The sequence below is a fragment of the Pseudomonas sp. C2.3V genome, assembly GCF_058536325.1.
The window spans coordinates 151,310-169,994 of sequence record NZ_JBZUBN010000002.1 but is presented as its reverse complement, the minus strand read 5'-3'; the positions used below and the strand labels follow the sequence as shown (position 1 = coordinate 169,994).

The 18,685-nt window shown below is 56.6% G+C and carries 14 protein-coding genes; 8 read left to right on the top strand and 6 right to left on the bottom strand.

Annotation, left to right across the window (positions count from 1 at the left end; genetic code table 11):
• Nucleotides 1-23: 23 nt before the first annotated feature.
• Nucleotides 24-1,268: a tyrosine--tRNA ligase gene (tyrS, locus tag AC4LF3_RS20615; protein ID WP_491836552.1), complete on the bottom strand. Its 1,245-nt coding sequence runs from the start codon at nucleotides 1,266-1,268 to the stop codon at nucleotides 24-26.
• A 308-nt stretch (nucleotides 1,269-1,576) separates the two neighbouring features.
• Between tyrS and AC4LF3_RS20610 the strand changes: the two genes are divergently transcribed.
• The gene (locus AC4LF3_RS20610) at nucleotides 1,577-2,785 is read left to right on the top strand and encodes an aminotransferase-like domain-containing protein (protein WP_491836550.1); all 1,209 of its coding nucleotides are present in this window, start codon (nucleotides 1,577-1,579) and stop codon (nucleotides 2,783-2,785) included.
• Here AC4LF3_RS20610 and AC4LF3_RS20605 read toward each other — a convergent pair.
• A complete protein-coding gene (locus tag AC4LF3_RS20605) occupies nucleotides 2,782-4,008 on the bottom strand; it encodes a CaiB/BaiF CoA transferase family protein (protein ID WP_491836548.1) in 1,227 nt (408 codons plus the stop codon). The two genes, AC4LF3_RS20610 and AC4LF3_RS20605, sit on opposite strands and share 4 nt — an antisense overlap.
• A gap of 22 nt (nucleotides 4,009-4,030) precedes the next feature.
• Nucleotides 4,031-5,212: an acyl-CoA dehydrogenase gene (locus AC4LF3_RS20600; protein ID WP_074825723.1), complete on the bottom strand. Its 1,182-nt coding sequence runs from the start codon at nucleotides 5,210-5,212 to the stop codon at nucleotides 4,031-4,033.
• A gap of 155 nt (nucleotides 5,213-5,367) precedes the next feature.
• Between AC4LF3_RS20600 and AC4LF3_RS20595 the strand changes: the two genes are divergently transcribed.
• Nucleotides 5,368-6,309: a LysR family transcriptional regulator gene (locus AC4LF3_RS20595; RefSeq protein ID WP_491836546.1), complete on the top strand. Its 942-nt coding sequence runs from the start codon at nucleotides 5,368-5,370 to the stop codon at nucleotides 6,307-6,309.
• On the opposite strand, the gene AC4LF3_RS20590 is transcribed toward AC4LF3_RS20595, so the two are convergent.
• Nucleotides 6,271-7,878: an inorganic phosphate transporter gene (locus tag AC4LF3_RS20590; RefSeq protein WP_404628642.1), complete on the bottom strand. Its 1,608-nt coding sequence runs from the start codon at nucleotides 7,876-7,878 to the stop codon at nucleotides 6,271-6,273. The genes AC4LF3_RS20595 and AC4LF3_RS20590 overlap by 39 nt on opposite strands.
• Nucleotides 7,879-8,182: 304 nt before the next feature.
• Nucleotides 8,183-9,463 (bottom strand): OprD family porin, encoded by a 1,281-nt coding sequence (locus AC4LF3_RS20585; RefSeq protein ID WP_491836544.1) that lies wholly within the window; start codon nucleotides 9,461-9,463, stop codon nucleotides 8,183-8,185.
• 540 nt (nucleotides 9,464-10,003) lie between these two features.
• Between AC4LF3_RS20585 and AC4LF3_RS20580 the strand changes: the two genes are divergently transcribed.
• Nucleotides 10,004-12,646, top strand: a complete 2,643-nt coding sequence (locus tag AC4LF3_RS20580) for an MGH1-like glycoside hydrolase domain-containing protein (protein ID WP_491836542.1) — start codon at nucleotides 10,004-10,006, stop codon at nucleotides 12,644-12,646.
• A 153-nt stretch (nucleotides 12,647-12,799) separates the two neighbouring features.
• Entirely contained in the window at nucleotides 12,800-14,578 is a 1,779-nt protein-coding gene (gene ggt / locus AC4LF3_RS20575; protein ID WP_491836540.1) for a gamma-glutamyltransferase, read from the top strand.
• A gap of 15 nt (nucleotides 14,579-14,593) precedes the next feature.
• Here ggt and AC4LF3_RS20570 read toward each other — a convergent pair whose 3' ends face one another.
• Entirely contained in the window at nucleotides 14,594-15,592 is a 999-nt protein-coding gene (locus tag AC4LF3_RS20570; protein WP_208825502.1) for a LysR family transcriptional regulator, read from the bottom strand.
• 93 nt (nucleotides 15,593-15,685) lie between these two features.
• On the opposite strand from AC4LF3_RS20570, the gene AC4LF3_RS20565 reads away from it, so the two are divergent.
• From AC4LF3_RS20565 to AC4LF3_RS20550, 4 genes are all read left to right on the top strand, one after another.
• Nucleotides 15,686-16,321 carry an alanyl-tRNA editing protein gene (locus AC4LF3_RS20565; RefSeq protein WP_491836538.1) on the top strand — a complete coding sequence of 212 codons (636 nt, stop codon included), beginning with the start codon at nucleotides 15,686-15,688 and terminating at the stop codon, nucleotides 16,319-16,321.
• Nucleotides 16,322-16,408: 87 nt separating this feature from the next.
• The gene (locus AC4LF3_RS20560) at nucleotides 16,409-17,179 is read left to right on the top strand and encodes a 2OG-Fe(II)-dependent halogenase WelO5 family protein (protein WP_491836536.1); all 771 of its coding nucleotides are present in this window, start codon (nucleotides 16,409-16,411) and stop codon (nucleotides 17,177-17,179) included.
• Between the two features lie 2 nt (nucleotides 17,180-17,181).
• On the top strand, nucleotides 17,182-17,823 hold the full coding sequence (locus AC4LF3_RS20555; RefSeq protein WP_125889331.1) for a LysE family translocator: 642 nt from the start codon (nucleotides 17,182-17,184) through the stop codon (nucleotides 17,821-17,823).
• Nucleotides 17,824-17,932: 109 nt separating this feature from the next.
• Entirely contained in the window at nucleotides 17,933-18,253 is a 321-nt protein-coding gene (locus AC4LF3_RS20550) for an Arc family DNA-binding protein (protein WP_010798506.1), read from the top strand.
• The last annotated feature ends 432 nt before the right edge of the window (nucleotides 18,254-18,685 follow it).

Here is an 18,685-nt window from a genome sequence, read left to right as displayed (position 1 = left end):
CGGAACACCGGGACTTTTCTTTTTCAGTCCACCAGCACAACCTGAAAATGACGTTTCTTGCCCAGGCTCAATCGGCTGCCCTCCAAAGCGGCAGAGAGAGGCTCGTCCGGATTTTGGACCTGCACGTCGTCCAGGCGTAGCCCACCGCCGTCCGCGAGTCGGCGCACGGCACTGCGCGAACCCTGTAGTCCGCTGGCCACCAGAAGATCGGTCAGGGTCAAGCCCTTTTGCAGCGCGGCGCGGCTGGCTTCCACTTTGGGGAGTGTGTCGCTCTGGCTGCCCTCACTGAACAACGCCCGTGCCGCTGCCTCCGCGTCACGCTGGGCCGCTTCGCCATGGCACAAACGGGTCGCCTCGTTGGCCAGAACGATTTTCGCCTCGTTAAGCTCTGCACCCTGCAATGCGCCTAGGCGACGTACTTCGTCCATAGGCAGTTCGGTAAACAGTGCCAGGAAACGCTGTACGTCCCGATCATCGCAGTTGCGCCAGAATTGCCAGAAATCATAGGCAGATAGCTTATCGCTGTTGAGCCATACAGCGCCTTGTGCCGACTTGCCCATCTTCTTGCCGTCACTCGTGGTCAACAGCGGCATCGTAAGCCCGTAGAGCTGCAGGCCATTCTGGCGACGTGACAGCTCAACGCCATTGATAATGTTGGCCCACTGGTCAGCGCCACCCAACTGCAGAGTGCAGCCATACCGATGGGCCAACTCGACGAAATCGTAAGCCTGAAGCAGCGTGTAGCCAAATTCCTCGAAGGACAGAGAGTGCTCACGATCCAGGCGATTGCGGATGGCATCGAACGTGAGCAGGCGGTTGATCGAGAAATGCCGTCCTACGGTATTGAGGAAATTCAGGTAACCCAGCCCATCAAGCCACTCGGCATTGTCTACTACCCGGGCTTGCCCGTCCGTATCGCCCACTTCCAGGTAGGTCGTAAATGCCTTGGCAATACCGGACATATTCTGAGCGATCTGGGCGTCGTTCAGCACCGGGCGGCTGCTGTCCCGAAAGCTGGGATCGCCAATGCGCGTCGTGGCGCCACCGATCAAAAGCAGGATCGGATGCCCTGCACGCTGCATCCAGCGCATGAGCATGAGACCTTGCAGATGCCCGACGTGTAGGCTATCAGCCGTTGCGTCAAAGCCTAGGTACGCGGTCACTGGTCCGTTATTGAGCGCTTGGCCAAGACCGTCACGGTCGGTGATCTGATGGACGAAACCACGTTCTTCCAACAGGTGAAGCAGGTCTTGCTGGGGCTTGTTCATTGAGTACGTCTCCTTGGCTTTCTGGCCTGCGGAGACTGGGAGAGGTTGCATTCACCGAGCCGCCACAGGCGGTTCGGAATGCAGCGCAGCACCTACCACCCGAAAGAGTTCAGGTAGTAATAATACGCAGCGATGGGTGTAATAAAGGTATTCATGGGTGACAAAGCTAACCGGTTCAGCAGGAAAGTCAAGCGAAACGGCAAATCACTAGAATTCCTTTCTTTCAACAGCCTATGACTTTTTCTCGTTTGTAGTGAGGGAAGCGGCAGACGCATAGTCTTCGCATCGTGATTAACGGCGAATCCCTCATGCGTATCTTCAACCCTGTCTTCGAGTCGCCACAAGGTTCTCCCATACGTGAGCTGTTCAAGTATCTCTCCGTCCCTGGCATGATTTCACTGGCGGGCGGCTACCCTGCCTCCGATCTGTTTGATGAGGCAGGGCTGGCAGAGGCGATGACAGTGGCCTTTCGCAATCCCGTCGGCTGCCTGCAATATTCCGGCAGTGAAGGTCTGCCGGGACTACGCGAGGCACTGGCCCAGTTGAGCCGCCAGCGCGGTATTCCCTGTAAGGCGGAGGATCTGATCGTCACGTCTGGCTCGCAACAAGGGTTTGATTTGCTGGTTCGTGTCCTGCTGTCGCCGGGCGATGTCGTTCTGGTAGAACAACCTACCTACCCCGCTACGCTTCAAGCCTTACGGTTGGCTCAGGCCAGAATAGAAACCGTCGCCTCGGATCTGGACGGTATCGATCCTGCGCAACTGGATAGTCAGCTGGCCCGCTGTACGCAGGAGCAACGACCGAAGTTTCTCTATCTCTCCCCCACATTTGCCAACCCTACCGGACTTACGCTTGGTCTGGAACGCCGCCGCGCCTTGCTGGAGGTGGCGATGCGTCATGACCTGCTGATTATCGAAGATGATCCGTATGGTGATCTACGCTTTACCGGTGTTGCCATTCCCACACTGGCAGAGCTGGCTCGCACGCAGCCGGAAACCCGAGATCAGGTAGTCTATTTGTCCAGCCTTTCAAAAATCGTGGCGCCTGGGGTTCGTATTGGCTGGATGATAGGGCCTGCCGAGGTACTCAAACGCTGTACGATCGCCAAGCAAACCGCTGACTTGTGTACCTCCGGCTGGATGCAATCCATTGCCGAAGCCTACTTGAAGCAGGGTTTACTGGAGCGGCATCTACCGGTGCTTACCGCGGCCTATCATGAGAAGTGCCTGGCGCTAGTGAGTGGTCTACAGACACACCTTGGCCAACGATTCGAATGCCGGATGCCGGCAGGCGGGCTGTTTGTCTGGGGACGATGGTCGGATGGGCTGGATGCCAAAGCGGTTCTTGAGCAGGCTCTTGAGCATAAGGTCATGTACGTTCCAGGCAGCGCCTTCTACGCCGAAGCCCCTGACCACTCTACGGTACGGCTGTCGTTTGCTGCGCCATCGCTCGAGCAGATCGGCCACGCGGTAGAGCGGTTGGCCTTGGCCGTTCAGGCATTCGAGCATGCGGGCTAACCTACTATCCCGCCTTGCTTCCAAGCATTGATTCTGGCGTCGCCATAGCCCAGAAGATGCCGCAACACCTGCTCAGTATGCTCACCAAGTAGCGGTGGAGGACGTCGGTACTCTACGGGCGTTCTGGAAAGACGCATCGGGCTTGCCACCTGCGGAACGGTTTGTCCCAGCGGATGCGTCATCGTAAAGGCCAGACTGCGTGCCGCTACCTGCTTATCGGCAAAAACTTGGGCCAATGAATTGATCGGACCACAGGGCACCCCCACCGCTTCGAGCAGGGCGATCCATTCTTCAGTACGCTTGAAAACGGTAACCTGCCGAATCAGCGGAACCAGTTCCATACGATGGACGACCCTCGCCTGGTTGGTGGCAAAACGAGGATCATTCACCCAATCCAGCCGGTCTGCCACCTCGCAGAACCGGCGGAACTGAGCATCATTGCCAATCGTGAGGATCATATCGCCATCGGCTGTTGGAAAGGCTTGATACGGCACGATGTTGGGATGGGCATTGCCAAGGCGCGTTGGCGACTCACCGGAGACCAGATAATTCATGGCCTGGTTGGCTAGGCAGGCGACTTCTACATCGAGTAGCGCCATATCGATATGCTGCCCTTCACCGGTCTGAGTCCGATGGTTCAGCGCAGCCAGAACAGCAACCGTGGCATACAGCCCCGTCAGGATATCCACCAGCGCAACCCCTGTCTTGACCGGGCCACCGCCCTCGTCATCATCCGGATGGCCTGTCAGACTCATAAGGCCGCCAAGACCCTGTATCAAGAAGTCATAGCCTGCCCGCTGTGCATAAGGGCCGCTCTGACCAAAACCGGTAATCGAGCAGTAGATCATTTCCGGGTTAAGAGCACTGAGCGAGGCGTAGTCCAGGCCATAGGCTGACAAGCCTCCAACCTTGAAATTTTCTAGCACCACATCGGATTTAACAGCCAGATCCCGAAGGATCTGCTGACCGTCGGGCTGGGTGAAGTCCACGGCTATCGACTGCTTGTTGCGGTTGGCTGATAGAAAGTAGGCCGACTCGCCCGTGTTCGCCCCTAGCGGGTCTTTTAAAAAGGGCGGCCCCCAATGACGTGTATCATCTCCTCGCCCGAGGCGCTCGACTTTGATGACTTCTGCCCCCAGGTCCGCCAGGATTTGTCCTGCCCAAGGCCCGGCAAGAACCCGTGACAGGTCCAGGACCCGTATACCTGCAAGTGCTCCAGCCATGAGCCAGCCTCCCTGAGAGCGATCAAAAGAAGGCCTGGATACCGGTCTGAGCCCGTCCCAGGATAAGCGCGTGCACGTCATGGGTTCCTTCGTAGGTATTGACCACCTCAAGATTGACCAGATGCCGCGCAATGCCAAATTCGTCAGAGATACCGTTGCCTCCAAGCATGTCCCGGGCCATACGGGCAACGTCCAGTGCCTTGCCACAACTGTTGCGTTTCATGATTGAAGTGATCTCCACGGCGGCCGTTCCCTCGTCTTTCATTCGTCCCAGACGCAGGCAGCCTTGCAGGGCCAACGTGATATCGGTTTGCATGTCGGCCAGCTTCTTTTGAATGAGCTGATTTGCAGCAAGAGGTCGACCAAACTGCTTGCGATCAAGGGTGTATTGCCGAGCGGTGTGCCAGCAGAACTCGGCCGCACCCAATGCGCCCCAGCTGATCCCGTACCGGGCGGAATTGAGGCAGGTAAAGGGACCTTTCAGGCCGCGTATTTCTGGAAATCGGTTTTCCTCAGGGACAAAGACGTTATCCATTACGATTTCACCCGTTACTGAGGCACGCAGTCCCACCTTGCCGTGAATGGCAGGTGCGGTGAGACCTTTCCAGCCTTTTTCCAGAATGAATCCGCGGATATCACCGGCCTCATCCTTGGCCCATACAACAAACACATCGGCAATCGGACTGTTGGTAATCCAGGTCTTGCTACCGGTGAGGCGATAGCCGCCCTCCACCTTTTTTGCGCGGCTGGCCATTGATCCTGGGTCGGAGCCATGATCCGGCTCTGTCAGCCCAAAACAACCAATCCATTCGCCTGAGGCCAACCTTGGCAGGTATTTCTGGCGTTGTGCCTGAGTACCAAATTCATAAATAGGCACCATGACCAGAGACGACTGGACGCTCATCATGGAACGGTACCCTGAGTCGATCCGTTCTACCTCACGGGCGATCAAGCCGTAACACACATAATTAAGTCCACTGCCTCCGTATTCACTAGGGATTGTGGCGCCAAGCAAGCCTGCCTCCCCCATTTCGCGGAAAATCGAAGGGTCGGTCTGCTCATGCCGGAACGCCTCCAGGACACGAGGTGCCAGTTGGGCCTGTGCAAATTGCGCGGCGCTGTTGCGTACCATCCGCTCTTCATCGCTGAGCTGTTGCTCAAGCAGGAGAGGATCTTCCCAATTGAACGGTGCATTGGCTGCCATTGCAGGTCACTCCGGTGATCTTGTTGTGAAGCAAGCCTAGAAGACGCCCAACTGTGCTGCAATCGAGCAATATGCACAGGGTTGTGCGTAAAACTCACTTCACGCCATGATGATTACCGCTGCTGTAGGCATCTGTCTGTGAGCAAGAGGTACATGTGAGAAGAAAAATACCCAGTACGGCTGCGCTGATTGCCTTTGAGGCTGCTGCCAGACACCAGAGTTTTACCCGGGCCGCAGATGAGTTGGCTCTGACACAAAGTGCGGTATGCCGGCAGATTGCAGGTTTGGAAAGCTTTCTGGGCATTGAGCTGTTTCGCCGTACTCGCCGGGGTGTTCTACTTACTGAAGCGGGATTATCCTATAGCCGGCAGGTAGCCCAGCACCTGGATGCAGCCGAGCGGGATGCGCTGGCTGTTATGGGTAAGCATGGCTCAGGCCGGCTCGAACTCGCGGTAGTACCCACCTTTGGTACACAATGGCTCCTGCCACGCCTTAAGCGGTTTCAAGTACTTCATCCAGACATAACGGTCAATCTGACCAACCGTACCCGCCCTTTTCTCTTTGCCGACACTGACTTCGATGCCGCGCTTTATTGTGGAGACGGTGAGTGGTCAGGCACACAAACCCATTTTCTCATGCACGAATACCCAGTGCCGGTGTGCAGTCCGGCACTGGTCGATCACAAGGATGGCATTACCGCTCAGGCTGTTGCAGCGCTTCCGCTACTGCAACAGACCACACGGCCTTATGCCTGGCGACAATGGTTTAATGCGCAGGGCCTGTCATTCCCCTATGACCTGCATGGTCCGCGTTACGAGCTGTTTTCCATGCTGGCTCAGGCCGCCATCCATGAAATGGGGGTTGCGCTGATTCCGCCGTTCCTTATCCAGAACGAGCTGGAGCAGGAGCGGCTTATTATCTTGAATACCTCTAGCTACCGCAGTGACCGTGCGTATTATCTTGCTATCCCCGAGCGTACGACCACATCTCAAGCATTACAGTCCTTTCGCGACTGGCTGCTTGGCGAGGCACAGGAGTACCGCACAGGCAGCTTATTATCAGAACACGGCATGGAAGAGCCAGTACAGCAACCCTGAAAGCATCATCGCGGCGGGTAAGGTAAATACCCAGGCCAGGGCCAGGTTGCGTACCGTAGACATCTGCAGGCCACTGCCATTGGCTGCCATGGTTCCCGCTACACCCGAGGACAAGACATGCGTGGTCGAGACAGGCAGGCCATACAGGTCGGCTGCGCCAATAGTAGCCATAGCGACCAGCTCGGCACTGGCGCCTTGAGCATAGGTCAGGTGCGTCTTACCAATGCGCTCGCCCACGGTAATGACGATCCGTCGCCACCCAACCAGGGTGCCCATACCCAGCGCAATGGCCACTGCCACCTTTACCCAAAGCGGAATGAACCGTGTCGCCTCATCGATCTGGCGCTTGAATTCATTGAGATTGTTGCGCGTGTCGTCGGAAAAGGTATCGAGCTTTTGTTTCTTGAGCAGGCTGATGCTTTCTGAAGTCAGGTACATGTCGTTACGCACGTTCATCATGGCCTGGGCAGGTACGTTGGCCAGCGTGCCGTAACTTTTCACCTCATCGGCGATCAACCCGGTCACTGCACCCAACGCCGGAATGACCTCCTCCGTGGACTTGCGGGTACGTACATATTCCAGAAGTACGCCACGTGGATCGGCCGGTGCAGCGCCAGGTACATCCTTTACAATTCCTTGTTGAGTCACCTGAGCTACAGCAACGAACTGCGGCGTTTGCGTGGCGGGCACTGCACGGTTCAGCGCATAGGCCATTGGCAAGGTACCTACCAGGATCAGCATGATAAGCCCCATTCCCTTCTGACCGTCATTGGAGCCGTGGGCAAACGACACGCCGGTGCAGGTAAGGATCAACATTCCCCGAATCCAGAACGGGGGCGGATGAGTGCCTTTGGGCTCCTGATAGAGTGCCTTTTGCTTGACCAGCATGCGCAATGTCAGCAGCAGGAGCGCTGCACAGATAAATCCTACCAGGGGTGAGAAAAGAAGCGCATATCCCACCTTCAGCGCCTGACTCCAATCTACCCCGCTGCTGCCGTCTCGCCCTTCCAGCCAGGCATTGGTCAGCCCGACGCCCAGAATCGAACCAATCAAGGTATGGGATGACGACGCTGGCAACCCAAGCCACCACGTTCCCAAATTCCAGACAATGGCGGCAATCAGCAAAGCAAAGATCATTGCAAAGCCATTGCTGGAACCGACCTGCAGGATCAGGTCAACCGGCAACAGTGCAATGATGCCGAACGCCACGGCGCCGCTGGAAAGCATCACACCCATGAAATTCCAAAAACCGGACCACACGACAGCGACCTGGGCAGGCAGTGAATGCGTATAGATAACGGTAGCAACTGCATTGGCCGTATCGTGGAACCCATTGACGAATTCGAATCCAAGCGCAATGACTAGAGCCAGGCCCAGCAATGCGAACGGCAACCAGGTGGTAGCCACTGATCCGGCTTCACGGACGTCGCTGACGATACCGTAGGAGCTGATGAGAATGCCGGCAAAAAGCAATGAGAAAAATAGGAAAACACTTCGGCGACTGAACGTCTGGTCCAGCCGGGGACGCGTGGCTGCGGGGGCCGCATCATGAGCCTGGATCGTCGACATACGAGGGAACCTTATAGGACTGTTCACCTCACGCTATGCCCTCTTTGTGACATTTTGTATGCAAATATCGACCGTTTGTCCTTAAAGCGTCATCTTGTCATGAATGTTTCTTCTAGACATTTTGGGTACTGCTCAGACCCGCCGCCAATGATCGAAACCTAGTGTCAGGTCTTCAGACGCCATTTACTGCAAAAGACGCTAGCCACTTATAAGTCAGGCCTTTCATCAGTAGTGCGTCTGGTAAACCAGGCGGGTCGCTGATCTCAAGCGACCCGCCTTGCCGGCTTATCCAGCCGGCATCTGTTTAGAAGATACTGATTGGGTAGTCGATGAAGATACGCACTTCGTTACCGTCATCGTTGTAGGAGCGGACATTGTTTGACGTGCGCAGGATGGAGTTACGCAGACGTACCGAAAGGTCCTTGGCCGGACCGTTCTGGACAACGTACTTCACCTGATTGAACAGCTCGCGCTCCTTGCCACGCCCATCTCCGGCATCGATATGATCACCGCGAACATAAGCCAGCTGATAGCTCAGGCCCGGAACCCCATAGGTGGAGAAATCCAGCCCATAGCCCAACTGCCAGGAACGCTCGTCCTTGGCGTTGAAGTCCGACCAGTAGGAGTTGGCAAGAAAGATCGTCATGCCGCCGTCACCTATGCCGCCCGCGTTCTGATACCAGCCGTAGGGATAGCCAATATCACCCGTGCTGCGCTGGTGCGCCAGAGTGAAGGAGTGAGGCCCTGCCGAGTAGGTAGCCGCCAGACTCCAGATCTTGTTGTCGCGGGCATCGGCATCACCTGAATAAGTCTGGGCAAAGCTCTTGTCCAGCCGCGTCTTGTAGCCATTGAAGTCAAACGTCAGAGACTGGTCCTTATCGATGGGCAGGACGTAGTTCAGGTTGATGTACTGCTTTTTCAGGACGTCTTTGACATCGGACGCATAAAGCGATGCCATGAACTGATCTGTGAACTTGTAGCTGCCACCGATGACATCGATCTTTTTCAGCCCACCGCTATCATGCCCTTCGGCACTCTTGCGGGACTCCTCGGTGAAACGCCCTACGTTGAAGACAAGCCCATCGATTTCCTTCGAGGTAATCAGCGTACCGGTATAACTTTCCGGCAGTAGGCGTGAGGTGTCCGAGTTCAAGACCGGCAGCGCCGGCATCTGATCACCGTAGGTGATGGTCGTGTTGGAAAAACGTGCCTTGATCGAGGCGCCGCCCTTGGCGATATCGCTGGCCGCCTCACCGCTGTCGCCCTGTTTGAAGAAATCGATACCGCCAGCACCCGAGCGGCCTTTGCCACCGTCCAGGCGCAGACCGTACAAAGCAAATGCGTCGACGCCAAACCCTACGGTACCTTGTGTAAATCCAGATGCAAAATTGGCTGTTACGCCCTGCCCCCACTCCGCCTTGTCTTGATTACCGTGCTTATAGTCACGGTTCATGTAGGCGTTGCGCAGGAACAGTTTGAGGCTGCTGTCCTCAATAAACCCGTTGGAGGTCTGGGTTTCAGCCGCCAATGCCTGGGTAGCACTCAATACGCCACAAGCAATCAAGGTAATCCGTTTGTTTAACATCTACTGCCGTTCCTTTCTGACTAATACGGTGTGACGATCAGGCTTGTTTCTATAGGTCTTTCCTGACGGACTGGAAGGATTCCCGCACACGTGAGTGACAGGAATGCTCATGGCTTACCGGTTGGGTGTCGCCTCGGCGGGTAAGCCTACGCGAGCGCTCCAAAAGCCTTATAAGGCCTGGCAAATCATGAGTTCTCTCGTGAAAGGGTATGTACGAGAGCAGCCACCTCGCACCCGCAAGAAAACAGGTGCCTGTTCTTCTCTACTGGTGATCGCAAAGCGATAGGCCATTGTACTGCCATATCAGGGGGTTATGTAACTGTAAGAAAAGGTTGCCGAACATGAATAGGTTTCAGGTTAACGCCGACGCCAAACGTGCTTGCGGGCGCGTTTGGCCCGGCCATATCAAGCCGTATAAACGGCTCGGTTAGTGCAGCAAGCGTAGAATGTGAATCCTCCTGTGCCAAAAGATGTCTATACCTCATCAAGGGCGCCTGTTCGCGCTTGGAGTTTGGCAATCTGATTATCACGGGAGATACGATGACGGCACATCCAGCACCGGGCATCCTCAATACAATAGAAGGTCAGCGGCTTTCCGGCGTCGATGCCGAGCACTGGCGGAAATGGGGTCCCTACCTGAGTGAACGCCAATGGGCAACGGTGCGTGAGGACTATAGTGCCGATGGCAACGCCTGGAGCTATTTCCCGCACGAACATGCACGCAGCCGTGCCTATCGCTGGGGCGAGGACGGGCTGGCCGGTTTCTCCGATGTAGCCCAGCAGTGGTGCCTGGCGCTAGGGCTCTGGAATGAGCGCGACCCTTTTATCAAGGAACGTCTGTTCGGCCTGACGAACGCCGAAGGCAACCATGGCGAAGACGTCAAGGAACTGTACTTCTATCTGGATGGCGTTCCAAGCCACTCCTACATGCGCATGCTCTACAAGTATCCTCACGCCGAGTTTCCTTACGCCGACCTCGTAGAAGAAAACGGTCGCCGTGGGCTGGGAGATGCAGAGTACGAAATTCTCGATACGGGTGTCTTCAACGACAACCGCTATTTCGATGTAACCGTTGAATACGCCAAGAACACGCCGGACGATGTGCTGATGCGTGTCACGGTGGTAAACCGCTCTACCGAGGCGGCACGCCTACATGTCATGCCCCACCTGTGGACACGCAACACCTGGGTATGGACCGGAGCGCCGCAGCGACCGCTGCTATCCATGATGGACGATGGGAAGGTCAAGGCAACCAACTATAACTGGGCGGATTACGTCGCTACCGCATGGGGTGACGTTACACCCGAGTGGATCTTCTGCAACAACGAAACCAACAAACCAAAGCTGGAGGGCGTCGAGGCGGCCGGTCCGTTCAAGGATGGTATCAACGATTATGTGGTGAGTGGTGACGAGCAGGCGATTCGCCGAGACTCCGGCAGCAAGGTGGCTGCACGGTTCGTCCTGGATATGCAGGGAAATGGCCGGTCGGTCATCTATCTGCGATTCGCACCAGAAACCGCTGACCCTCATCTCGATGTAAAAGCGGTCTTCGCCAAACGCCGTGCTGAAGCAGACGCGTTTTACACAGAGTTGCAACACAACATCATTGATGAGGACGCCCGCAACGTACAGCGGCAGGCCATTGCCGGCCTGCTCTGGTCCAAACAGCTCTACTATTTTGAAGTCAACCGCTGGATTGATGGTGATCCCAATCGTCCTGCCCCGCCCCAGGAACGCAAGAGCGGTCGCAATACTCAGTGGCGGCATCTCGTCAATTTCGACATCGTATCGATGCCAGACAAGTGGGAATACCCTTGGTATGCGTCATGGGACCTTGCGTTCCAGGCGGTGGCCTATGCCATGATCGATCCGGGTTTTGCCAAACAGCAACTTCTTCTGTTAGTCAAAGACCGCTTCATGCACCCCAACGGGCAGCTACCGGCCTACGAATGGAACTTCGAGGATGCCAATCCTCCCGTACACGCCTGGGCCTGCTGGCATGTTTATCAGCAAGAAAAGGCACTGACAGGACACGGTGATCGCGAGTTTCTGGAGCGCGTTTTCCATAAGCTGTTGCTCAACTTTTCCTGGTGGGTCAATCGCAAGGATGCCGAAGGCCGCAATCTCTTCCAGGGGGGCTTCCTGGGCCTGGATAACATCGGCATTTTCGACCGTTCCGCCGTCTTGCCGCCCGGCTCTCACTTGGATCAGGCCGATGGAACTGCGTGGATGGCTGCCTACGCGCTTGACCTGATGCGCATTGCACTGGAGCTGGCCAAGGAAAACCCGGTATACGTCGACATTGGTGTGAAGTTCTTCGAGCACTTCCTGCATATCGCCGGCGCGATCAACGCGGGTGAAGAGCGCCATGATGGACTCTGGGATGAGCAGGACGAATTCTTCTATGATGTGCTGCACCGTGGCGATGGCACCTGTGAGCCGATGCGGCTGCGCTCGATCGTAGGACTCATCCCGCTGTTCGCCGTACAGGTTTTAGAGTCCAAGGAATATGAAGGCCTACCTGGGGTGCGGGATCGTCTGAAGGAGTTCGTACGGCAACGTCCTGATTTGGCACGACTGGTTTCCCGTTGGACCGAGCCCGGTCAGGGCAACCGATTCCTGCTGGCGCTGCTGCGTGGCCAGCGGACCAAGAGTCTCCTGGCGCGAATGCTGGATGAGAAGGAGTTTCTGTCACCATTCGGCATCCGCTCACTGTCCAAGGTACATGCCGAGGCCCCCTTCGAGATGCGGCAGGAAGACGGCTCCATGCTTAGTGCACGTTATCAACCCGCCGAATCTGACTCCCGGCTGTATGGTGGTAACTCCAATTGGCGGGGGCCGCTGTGGATGCCGATCAACTATATGTTGATCGAATCGCTGCACGAGTTCTATCTGTATTACTCGGACAACTTCTCGGTGGAGTATCCGACTGGATCCGGCTACCTCGCCTCCCTGGAAGAGGTCGCCAGCGGCCTGAGCGAACGTCTGACGCGGATGTTCCTCAAGGATGAAAACGGCCACCGTCCCAGCATGATGGCCTATCCACAGCTTCAGAATGATCCGGACTGTGCAGACCTTGTGCTTTTCCATGAGTACTTCCATGGTGAGAACGGGCGCGGTCTTGGAGCTTCCCACCAGACCGGCTGGAGCGCATTGGTCGCGCTGCTGCTTCAGCCTCGTTGATAGCGGTGCATGAAAGGCCGGACCTCGTCCGGCCTTTTTACAACCGGCATTTCAATGCAACCCAGCAGCCTTTAGTATCCATAGCGATGTGCACACGCGGTTCCACCGGTTCAATGTGCTACGCCTTATAACAATCCCAACAAGGAGACCTTGATGTTCGCCCGATGGACATTGCCATTTGCTGCAGCGGTATCACTTTCCATCTCCATGCTTCTGTCACCGGCACTTACGTTTGCGGCCTCAAGCCCTGCCGTGGAGGCCAGGCATGGAATGGTCGTCTCGTCGCAACAGCTGGCTTCACAGGTAGGCGTGGATATTCTCAAGAAAGGGGGTAACGCCATCGACGCCGCCGTTGCTGTCGGTTATGCGCAGGCCGTGGTCAATCCCTGTTGCGGCAATATCGGTGGCGGTGGCTTCATGACAATCCACTTGGCGGATGGCAAAGATACCTTTATCGACTTTCGCGAAAAGGCGCCTGCTGCCGCCAGTGCAGATATGTATCTCGATAGCAACGGCAAGGTCCGTAAAGACGCCAGCCTATATGGCTATCTGGCCGCTGGCGTGCCCGGTACGGTATTGGGCCTGGACACCGCTCACCAGCGGTACGGCAAGCTGACCCGAGAGCAGGTCATGGCGCCGGCGATCCGGCTGGCACGGGAAGGCTTTGTATTGACCCGGGCGGATACCGATATCCTCGACACTACCGTTGAACGCTTCAAGCATGATCCGGAAGCCGCACGACTTTTCCTGCGCAAGGACGGCTCTCCACTTCAGCCGGGTGACCGTCTGATACAGACCGACCTTGCCAACACCCTCGCTGCCATCGCCAAAGAGGGACCGAACGCCTTCTACCAGGGACGCATTCCCCAGGCTATCGAAAAAGCGGCCAAGGCAGGGGGCGGCATCCTGACGGCAGAGGACTTTGCGCGTTACACCATCAACGAAACCGCACCGCTTACCTGTACCTACCGAGGCTACACCTTTGTGTCTGCCCCACCGCCCAGCTCAGGAGGTGTGACCTTGTGCGAAACCCTCAATATTCTTGAAGGTTATGACCTGAAAAGCATGGGCTTCAATTCGGCGGATTATATCCATACCCTGACCGAAGCCATGCGGCAGGCCTATCTGGACCGCAACACGTCCCTGGGCGATCCGGCCTTTGTCGATAACCCCATCGAGCAGCTCACCAGCAAGGACTACGCCGCCCAGGTACGCAACCGGATTATTCCCAACAAGGCCACCCCGTCGGCGCAGGTCATTCCAGGCATGGAAACACGAGAAAAGCCAGAGACCACGCACTATTCCATCATGGATGAAGACGGAAATGCCGTTTCCACGACCTATACCATCAATGGCCGATTCGGATCAGTCGTTATTGCGCCCGGAACTGGGTTCTTTTTGAATAATGAGATGGATGATTTTACCGTGAAGGTGGGTGAGCAGAACCTGTATGGTCTTGTTCAAGGCACAGCCAATGCGATAGCTCCTGGCAAGCGGCCGCTGTCGTCGATGACGCCCACCCTGATCAACAAAGATGGCAAAACCTTCATGGTCCTGGGCTCACCCGGTGGTTCGCGCATCATCTCTATCACGTTGCAGACCGCCCTTAACGTCATTGATCATGGAATGCCGCCTCAGGAAGCAGTCGATGCGCCACGAATTCATCATCAATGGATGCCGGATGAGGTGTATTACGAGCAACGCGGTGTATCAGCCGACAGCCTCAAGCTCTTGCAGGACATGGGCTATACCATGGTGCAGCAGACACCATGGGGCGCAGCCGAGCTGATCATGGTGGGCCTGCCGGGTGCGCCTGGCGTCACGGCAGATGACTCCGGCAACGACTCGGCAGTATCCGGGCGGGTGCGGGAAGGCTTTCTTTACGGCTCCAACGATGTACGCCGTCCCGCAGGCGCCGCAATCGGCTATTGAGCCCTCCAGGCGGCGCTACCAGTCGCCGCCTGCCTCTGGCATCTCGTATTCCCGGTACTGGGTTACTGCCATGCCGATCTCCGGATCGTCATGGAGGGTTGGCTCCTGACTCAGTCGTTCGACCAGAAAGTCGATAAACACCTTGAGCTTGGGTTGCAGGTGCCTGGTTGCTGGATAGAGCAGCCAGGCTCCTCCGCAGTATTGCGTCTGGAATGACCACTCAGGCAGCACTTGAACAATCAGACCCTTGCGTAAGGCGTAGCGCGCGGTGAAATAGGGAAGACTGCCGATACCGATATGGTGCAGCACAGCGTCCAGTCGCGCACCAGTATGATTGGCGGCATAACGGCCGCGAACGTTGACGCTCACGCTCTTGTTGCCTTTTCTGAACCGCCAACGTGAATCGGCCGGCTCCTGCCCAAGGTAAATGCAGCTGTGCGTTGTCAGCTCCCGAGGATGCTCCGGCGTGCCATGCTCTGCCAGATAATGGGGCGTCGCCGCCAGTAGATGGTCGATCTGCACCAGTTCTCGTCCCATCAGGCCGGGCGGTGGCTGATCCGTAATGCGGATAGCCAGGTCCACATCACCATCGATGAGATCGACATAGTGGTCGCTCAGATTCATCTGCACATCCACTTGCGGGTAAAGCCGCAAAAATTCGGGCAGGTGCGGATGAATCAGAAATCGCCCGACTGCCTTCGGCACACTCAGGCGGATAACACCCTCCGGCGTCTGACTGAACTGCCCGCTGACCTCCATGACGGCGCGCGCAGCGTTCACCATGTCGACACAGCGCCGATAGACCTCTTCGCCGCTTTCGCTCAGACGAAGCTTGCGTGTCGTCCGGTTGAGCAGGCGTGTCGCCAGGGCCTTTTCAAGCCGGGCCACGCTTCGGCTGGTGGAAGACGGTGTCGTGCCCAGCTGACGGGCGGCCTCGGAAAAGCTTCCGGTTTCGACGACCTTGACGAAAACAACCATTTCGCCCATTAGCATGATTGATAGATTTGTGCTCACCGCGCAAAAGTCCTTTGGAATGCAGGCGGATTATCACAATATCACCCCTTCCCTAGAATGGGGCAGGCATCTGCTTTGCAAAGGGCTTTAGACATGACTCAGCGTCTGTATTATTCGAGTGACATTCTGGTCATGGAGGTTGAAGTTACCGCCTGTGCCCCTTGGGAAGATCTCTATGCGGTGGAGTTGGCCGCCACGCCCTTCCATCCCCAGGGCGGCGGACAACCCAGCGATACCGGCTGGCTGGGCGACACAGAGGTCGTCATGGTCAAACAGGACGGCGAGCGTATCGTCCACTACACACGAGAGCCTGTAACACCGGGCTCCGTGCAAGCCCGTGTCGATGAGAACCGACGTCGACTGCATACACACTTGCACTCGGCCGGTCATCTGATCGGTCATATCGGAGAGGCGTTTGGCTGGCGACCCGTCAAGGCACACCATTGGCCAGGAGAAGGCCGTATTGAGTTCATGCCCGGTCAGGAGGCTCGGCCTCTGGATGCGGAGCAACTGGAATCCTATTTCGACCAGTACGTGCGGCAGGATCTGCCGGTCAGCATCACCCTCGATGACGAAGGCCAGCGTAGGGTTGGCTTTGGCGATTTTACGCCTTACGGCTGTGGCGGCACGCATGTTCGCTCCTCGCGGGAGCTTAACGGACTGAAGGATCTCCTGCTCAAGGAAAAGAAAGGAAAACTCTCCGTTCATTACGATGTGACTTCCCCATGACGTGATCACACGATGGTCAGGGTCTGCGACGTGTAACAACCATACGAGCACACCAGGAAGTCACCCTATCACCCAAGGAACCTGCTCATGATGCTTGAAAAGCAGCGTCTCGAGACGTCGTCCATCAACGCTCTCGCTAACGAAGAGGTCATGGCGATCCACGTCAGGCAGTTCATTCTTCAGGAACTGGCGTCGAAGATAGCTCAGCAAATTCTCGGACAGGGTTTCGAAAGCTACCTTAACGCACCCAGTATCGGCCGTATCGGCATGGCCTTTTACGAGGCTGAAAATCAGCCGCCCCGGCTGGCGGACTATTTTGAAAGCGTCTACGAAAACATCGAAGAACTGCGACGGCGTTGCCAGCCGTATCTGTCCCCTATCGATCTGCTGCGCTGCACGCTCGATGAAGTCTGGCCTGCGGGCGCCCGGCTGCAAACCCTGTATGGACGCAAGATGTATGTAGGGCTTTCCCGCGTCGTCAAACCGGGCGTTCGCTTCCTTGCCCATCACGACATCTTTGCCAAGGATGCTCCGCAGAGCACCGAGGCCATGAGCCTTGAGGCCCAGATGGCCTGCAACGTTTACCTGAACATGCCAAGCGAGGGCGGCGCCCTGCAGCTCTGGCGAACCGAGCTTACGCCCGATCAGTTCGACGCCCTGCGTGGCACAAGCTATGGGATAGACCCCACCCTGCTGGGACCACCCGATGTTGAAATCCGACCGGAGCCGGGTGACCTCATTCTCTTCAACTCAAGAAAGATGCATGCGGTCACTCCCGGTTCGGACCATTTACGCCTCAGCCTGTCGTGTTTTGTTGGATACCGAGGCGCTGGCAGTCCGTTGACCTTCTGGAGTTGAAATTGACGTCCTCTTACTTCACCGAATTTTTAAGCCTTGCCATCATCCATTTTCTGGCGGTGGTCGCACCAGGGCCCGATTTTGCCATCACGGTACGCCAGAGCGTTCGCTACGGACGTCTGGTCGGGCTGTTTACGGCGTTGGGCATCGGAGCAGGCATTTCGGTACATGTGCTCTATACGCTGCTGGGCATCGGTGCCCTGATGCACGCCACTCCCTGGCTGCTCAGTGTTGCAAAAGTCATTGGGGGCGCCTACATCCTTTATCTAGGCATCAGCCTGCTCAAAAGCAAGCCGACCCAGGCATTGGATGAAGTGCAAGGCGGCACGGTGGCTGTCGATGAGCAAACCATCGGCAAGGCATTCCGTATTGGGTTCCTCACCAATGCTACCAACCCCAAGGCAACCCTGTTTTTTCTGGCGATCTTTACTACCGTGGTGAGCGCACAAACCCCAATGAAAATCCAGGCGCTGTATGGCTTGTGGATGTGTTGTGTGAACGCAGCCTGGTTCATGATCGTCAGCTTTCTGTTTTCTAGCCCTCGTGTGCGACAACTGTTCCTGCGCATGGGGCACTGGTTCGAACGTACGATGGGGCTAGTGCTGGTGTTCTTCGCCGGCCGGTTGTTGCTGTCGATCATCTAAGTGTTTCACGGCTCGATAGTCACAAGCTGCCGGGCCGTGTCGAAACCTGGCTGGAGCGGTTCACTGCACAGCTGTTTGTCCCTACCCCAGCACGGAGCTGAATAGACTCATGCCACAAGCCATTCGATCCTACTCGACCCGTACCGCCGAAAAATTCGTCCTCCGGCTGCCTGAAGGCATGCGTGAGCGTATTGCAGAGGTTGCTCGCAACCACCACCGCAGCATGAACTCCGAAATCATCTCGTACCTGGAGCATAGTCTGGTGCAGGACGGCCTTCTGGAAGCTGATCCCGACATGCGCATGGACAGCCCGACCCTGAGCCTGCACGAACGGGAACTGCTCCAGCGCTTCCGCCAGCTGTCCGGTCGACAGCAGAATGCCCTTATCTCGCTGATTGCCGATGACCTTGAACGCGTAGGCGAGCACTGAACCAAGGTTCTCCCTCCAGGGCTCCCAACTGCTTTACCAGGCTGCCCAGCACCACCGGGCCAGCCAGGGGCACGCGACTATCCGGCCACCCAATCGTGCTCCAGAGGATATAGAGATGCGCCTGGCGATAGCGTAAAAAGCTGTCGCTTTCTTTAACGTAAGGCCCGCACTGGCGGGCTTTGCTCTACGCTCAGAAGCCTTTGCCTGAAAAGCCAGAAACCCATTCCGGCGAAGTCCATGCCCTCATGATGGATTCTCTTTTCCTCCCCGGACAGCCTGGGTACTGTAGCCATGGGCGAGGAATCGCCTGAACCGATCCATACAATTCATGTTACAACCCGCTACGCCCTGATCCGAACATCTGCAAACCTCATGGGGTCGGACCCCAAGGACCGGCCGTAGGCCAGCATGTATCTGGATCATTAGGACGAC